Here is a 4921-nt window from a genome sequence, read left to right as displayed (position 1 = left end):
AAGCGCTTATTAGATAAATTGCAAGGGCCGCAATCTTGATATTGCTGTGTACAACAAAACCGGGGTGGCCTGACCGCCCCGGTTTTCCCTGCACAGAACAACAGCTCCCTATATCCTTTTATTTATCTTCCCTTTTGTGGAACCATAAAGGCCTTGTTTCGCCACCCCGAAGAGAAGCTTGATTGGTTGGCCGGATACCAACCCCCAAGATCGCCATCCGCACTTTGTGTTTCCAGCGCCGCCGCATTTAGTTCCCTAACCATAGATCTGGGAAGATCTTCATCGATTAGAAACCTCACTTACATCACCTTAATTTCCTCATGGCTAATAACTTGAGCAGCATATCTCAAAGCAGCTAAAATATCTTCACGTGACACCTCATATTCTTCCATAAGCTCTTCAAAACTCATTCCACCTGATAACTTCCCTAGAATAAGGTCCACAGGAATTCTGGTACCTTTAATTACCGGCCTGCCAAATCTTGTATTTTTATCTATGACAATACGCGGAGCTATTTCTTTCATTCAAAATTCCCCTCGTGTATTAATTATAATTGATTATATGTCTTGGACACCGTATTGCTTCGCCGGGAAAATCGATATTTTTATATCTCCAGAGCTGTAAATCTTATCTAAATCATCAACTGCTTTTGGGGTAAATTTTACGCTATAACTATTTTCTGCCATACTTTTTTCTCATCTTTTCAAAAACATTTTCTGCATCTAAAAGCGGCTCCCCGTTTTCAATTTGTGCTTCTGCTTCAGCCAGTTTTTTATATAAATCTGCTCGGGCCAGCTCACGTTCATAAGTTTTTATACTCATAATGACTAAATCTCCATAGCCATTCTTGGTTATAAAAATTGGTTCCTGCTTGCTATGGCAAAGCTCTGAAATTTCAGTTGTATTTCTCAAATCCTTTATTGGTCTAATCTCAGGCATTACATCAACTCCTTTGCTAATATTATGCCTTAATTATAGCATAATTATGTCTATGCCACAACGGGATTAGGGTCCACGCCTTTCCAAGAGATAATTTTCCCCAAAGTCAGACTTATTACGGCAATTTCAATATCAAAATTTAGCATCGGAACCTACTAGCGAATACCACATGCTTTAAAGGTATTACGGCAGACCTCGAAGCGTTTTTGTATAATGCCAACCCCTCTATTTGTCGACCCATACCGAAATCAAGGAGTGCCAGACACCTGGTCGAAACTGATTGTATTTACTACATCGTTATGATAATATTTAGTTAAGGAAAAAGCGGGAGTTTTTTATTGTGATTCAATAAAAGAAAGCTCTTACCTTAAATATTATCTTGAATAAACCATCGACTTATCATAGTTTGATGGTTTTTCTGCTGACGGGATACGCCGCCGTCAAGTTCAAGGTGGAAGGCGGCAAAATACACCTGCTCGGTACCGCAAAGACCCAGCTCGATGACATCACAGCCGCCCTCCGCCAGCCCCCTGACCAGGGCCGCGGCCAGGGCGGGGCTGGAAAGGCGCACATCATACCCCACGGCCACTTTCCCGGCCTGAAAAAACTCCACCTAGGCACGCCCGATGCGATAAGCCACCTTAACAACTCTTCTTTACCCTGCAATTTGACTGGCGGAATTCGCGCGGTTAAAATGAAAATCCAGTTGTTCCAGGATATCTTTTGGTTCCCCCTGACCGGAATATGTAGCCAAAAGCTCCACTGCTTTAGCTATATGATATAATGCCACGAACTCCAAGGCAGCGCCCCGGGGGTTTTGAACTTTTTCTTCAAGATAGCACTTTTCAAATTCGGTCTGGTCTTTGCAAAGCTGAACAATCAACCCGTTTACAGCGTGTAAATCTTCCCATCCATCTTTCCTGATTAACCTGAGCCAAGCTTCCGCTGTCCCGTTACCAACCCAATTTTGAATCACGTTGGACATGGTAAGCTCCTTAAAACCAAACTAATAAATTCTCATTGTTCTAACCAAGTAATTGATTAAGAATCATTCAAAACTTATGGATGCCATCGCAGAAAAAATTGCACAATACTTTTCCGGCAACAATCAAATCTCAGCCGTTTACCCTCTGTAAAGGCTGGCCAGGGTATAGCTAAGTAATATCCCTTCCCGGTTCATTTCACCGAATGACCTGAAAACAGCCCCGGGTGTTGGCAGGAAAACTTCTTGGACCGCGCCGCTGTTCGGCAAAACAAGTCACCCAAAATAATATACGGAATCATGCCCACAAAAAGGACCTTACATAAAATTGTCGAATATACCACTCCGCAAGCAATTATTTAATTTTAAAGAAGGAGTGGTTTTTTTGGCTGCAAACAAAGAAAGGGTCATTACCAAACTACTTTCAATCGCCTTGGCCCTTGTTGTAGCGTTAACAGCTTTCAGCAGTCCGCCAATACCGCCCCAAGCGGAGGCCGGCACGGCAGTCAATGCACAAAAACAACTTCGCCCGCCCGGTGCCGGCGTGTACCCACCCGGCATTGACGGCAGCATAAAGGAAACAAAAAGCCAGCCGGGATTCTTTTCCGCCGCGGGGTCAATGCGGCCCGCCATTTCGCACAGGCCCACCACCGGAGACCAAAAACTATTGGTAATCATGCTGGAATTCAATGACGTGAAATTTACCCACAACAAGGATTTTTATTATAATCTCATCTTTGGCGAAACCAACAGCCTCAAGGCATATTACCGGGAAAACTCTTACGGAAAGCTGAACCTGGTTAGCAATATTAATGACATTACCGTGGTCCAAAGCGTCTATGATATGGCTTATTATGGAGCGGACAACGGAGGGATAGACAGCCCTGAAATCGACGAAATGGCGCGCGAGGCCGTGCGTTTGGCGGATGCAGCCGGGGTCGATTTCAGCCGGTACGCCACCGGTGGCGTGGTAAATAATTTTCTTCTCATCCACGCCGGCCAGGACCAGGCACTTACCGGCAACTCCAATGACATTTGGTCTCACCAGTATTTTATTTACGAACGTGAAAACGACTTGGTAACCAGCATTGGTGAAACCGTGGACGGGGTGGAAGTAATTGAATACGCTACAGTGGCGGATGACGGGTACCTGGGCACCATGGTGCACGAGTTCGGCCACCAGCTTGGCCTGCCGGACCTTTACGACACGGATTACGGAGAAAACGGCGAATCGTTCGGCGCCGGCGTGTGGGATTCCATGGCCTACGGCTGCGACCTGGGCGGCGGTGCCAGGCCGGCCCACCTGTCAGCCTGGTCCAAGCAACTGCTGGGCTGGATAGAACCAGTCAACGTTGTATACAATGACAACTATTCAATCAGCGAAGCGGTATACGGGGCCGGGGAAGCCGCCGGCTTTTACCGCCTGTGGACCAACGGTCAGGCGGGCGACGAATACTTTCTGGTGGAAAACCGCCGCAAGTACGGGTTTGACGCCGAGCTGCCCGGAGAGGGCCTGTTAATCTGGCACATAGACGATGCGGTGGGAGACCTTCAGTACAACAACATCAACATCGACCCGTCCAATTTAAGGGTAGCCCTGGAACAGGCCGACGGAAAAAATGATTTGGAGAACTTAAACAACGCTGGTGATGCGGGAGATCCTTTCTCCACTTTAACCAGCACTGAATTCAGCCAGTTGACCAACCCGTCAAGCAATCGCAAAGACGGCAGTCCCAGTTACGTCAGCATTACCAACATATCCGCCCCGGCAGACGTTATGACGGCCCATTTTACCGTTGAAAAGCCCGTAACCGGCACGATAAGCCTGGATAAAACCCAATACACGGGCACCGGCGCTACGGCAATCATCACCGTCAACGACGCGGACCGGGATACCGACAGCAGCATCAACACAATTACAGTGGAAGTAACCAGCACCAGCGATGCCGGCGGCATTGACGTTGCACTCAACGAGACCGGAGCCGGCACAGGTATTTTCACGGGGAGCTTCGGATTTACAACTGGCGCATCAGGGAACAACCTTATTAAGGTGGCCGGCGGGGATACAATCACCGCAACCTACTTCGACCAGCTGAACGCCGCCGGCGAAACGTCCATTCTTACCGCCACCGCCACCTGGTCGCAGAGCACCACCACAGGCGGCGGGGGTGGCGGAGGTGGCGGAGGCATTACCGCTCCCCAAGTTACCGTACCACCGGGTGCCACCAAGCCCCAAAGCGATGCAGCGCTGGAAAAAGCCATCGAGAACAGTTCCGCCACCGGAATAATAAAGATTACTGCTGAACCGGGGGAAGATAATCTAGCCCTGACCACAAAACAAGTGGAAAAGATTGAACAAACCCAAAAACCTCTAACAATACAAATACCGGGCATTTCCTTCACCTTCCCCGCCGGAGCGCTGCAGGTGCCGGAAATGCCGGGCAAAGACGTGGTTCAATTTGAAATCGGTGCCCGGGCCCTGGGAGCAAATGAGAAAGCCAGCATATTAAACAACGCCCGGCACAGCCACCTGTATATCCTGCGGAGCGAAATTTACGATCTTTCCGCGGTAACGGTAACCCGGTCCGGCCATAAAAACGCCATTAAGCTTTTCAACGGCAATGTCATGGTTGCCTTGCCGGTCCCGGCAAACTACCGTGAAGCAGCGGCCCGGGGGAAAATCAAAGCCTACCGCTACAACCCGGAAAGCAAAGCCTGGGACGCCGTGGGCGGCGACTATGACGCGGCCACTACCAGCATCGTGTTTGAAACACCCCACTTCAGCCATTACGCTTTGCTGGAAATGGCTCCCAAAAAACTTGAGACATCGCCCTTTACAGATATAGAAAATCACTGGGCCAAAGATGATATTGAGTGGATGTACACCCATAACTACGCCAGCGGTAGAAGCCCTTCCCGGTTTGAACCGAATACCGGCATTACCAGAGCAGAATTCGCTGCGCTGCTGGTGAACGTGCTGCAGGTGGGAAAACCGGCGGA

General features: G+C 48.8%; 5 protein-coding genes. 1 reads left to right on the top strand and 4 read right to left on the bottom strand.

Features of this window, described 5'->3' with window-relative positions; genetic code table 11:
- Nucleotides 1–299: 299 nt before the first annotated feature.
- From BM299_RS18510 to BM299_RS18495, 4 genes are all read right to left on the bottom strand, one after another.
- Nucleotides 300–524, bottom strand: coding sequence for a DUF433 domain-containing protein (locus tag BM299_RS18510; protein WP_092487962.1), 225 nt, complete (start codon nucleotides 522–524; stop codon nucleotides 300–302).
- Between the two features lie 148 nt (nucleotides 525–672).
- The gene (locus tag BM299_RS18505) at nucleotides 673–939 is read right to left on the bottom strand and encodes a type II toxin-antitoxin system Phd/YefM family antitoxin (RefSeq protein WP_092487959.1); all 267 of its coding nucleotides are present in this window, start codon (nucleotides 937–939) and stop codon (nucleotides 673–675) included.
- Between the two features lie 367 nt (nucleotides 940–1306).
- A complete protein-coding gene (locus BM299_RS18500) occupies nucleotides 1307–1552 on the bottom strand; it encodes a hypothetical protein (protein WP_092487956.1) in 246 nt (81 codons plus the stop codon).
- Between the two features lie 42 nt (nucleotides 1553–1594).
- Nucleotides 1595–1924, bottom strand: coding sequence for a hypothetical protein (locus tag BM299_RS18495; RefSeq protein WP_092487953.1), 330 nt, complete (start codon nucleotides 1922–1924; stop codon nucleotides 1595–1597).
- Between the two features lie 382 nt (nucleotides 1925–2306).
- Between BM299_RS18495 and BM299_RS18490 the strand changes: the two genes are divergently transcribed.
- On the top strand, nucleotides 2307–4921 hold a 2615-nt coding region (locus tag BM299_RS18490), incomplete at its 3' end, for a M6 family metalloprotease domain-containing protein (RefSeq protein WP_092487950.1).

Origin of the sequence: Desulfoscipio geothermicus DSM 3669, from assembly GCF_900115975.1 — a bacterium.
GTDB classification, from domain to species: Bacteria; Bacillota; Desulfotomaculia; order Desulfotomaculales; family Desulfallaceae; genus Desulfoscipio; species Desulfoscipio geothermicus.
This window is presented reverse-complemented; position numbering and strand designations above follow the sequence as displayed.